The sequence below is a fragment of the Aeromonas sp. QDB11 genome (genome assembly GCF_027705265.1).
GTDB classification, from domain to species: domain Bacteria; phylum Pseudomonadota; class Gammaproteobacteria; order Enterobacterales; family Aeromonadaceae; genus Aeromonas; species Aeromonas allosaccharophila.
In genome coordinates this window covers 1-601 of the sequence record NZ_JAPDBM010000236.1, presented here as the reverse complement: position 1 = coordinate 601, position 601 = coordinate 1, and the positions used below count along the sequence as shown (strand labels likewise).

Genomic DNA, 601 nt, shown 5'->3' with positions numbered 1-601 from the left:
CAGCCCTCCAAGCAGATTCAACATAAATCCATGCATACTCCTGTGCCGTGAATGCTCTATCTGCGAGATGTTTTTCAGCTGGTCATTGATTGTTTCAATGATGAACCTTTTGGATAGCATTGCCCTGTCAAAAAGCGAATGGACCTTTGGTTTCATATTCTTACGGTGCCCCGTTATCAATGTCACTCCCTTGGCTGCCAGCTCATCTGATAACGCTTGACTGATATATCCTTTATCGCCGTATAACCGGTCCGGTAAACAGGCTGCTAATTCCCTGACCGGTGCCCGGTCATCGACATTTGCTGGTGTCAGCTTGGCGGCAACCAGTCCGCCCATGTGATTCACAATGAGGTGTAATTTGAATCCATAAAACCAGCCCATTGTTCCCTTGCCTCGCTTTGCGACACCATCGAATACCTTGTGCCGGGGAATCCGCAGGTTATGACAGACCTTGATGCTGGTCGAATCAACAAATTCTATCCCGGTTGGGGTTGCCTTCAGCTGGGTGAAATAGGCACAGAGCGGGACCAATACGGATGGCATCATCTCGAGGAACCGGGTGTAACTGAGCAATTGAGGAAAATCCTGCATGTGATAGCGC

The 601-nt window shown here is 49.1% G+C and carries 1 protein-coding gene; it reads right to left on the bottom strand.

Features of this window, described 5'->3' with window-relative positions:
• Window positions 1–601: IS982 family transposase (locus OKC40_RS22840; protein ID WP_270797066.1), on the bottom strand; the 601-nt coding region annotated here is incomplete at both ends.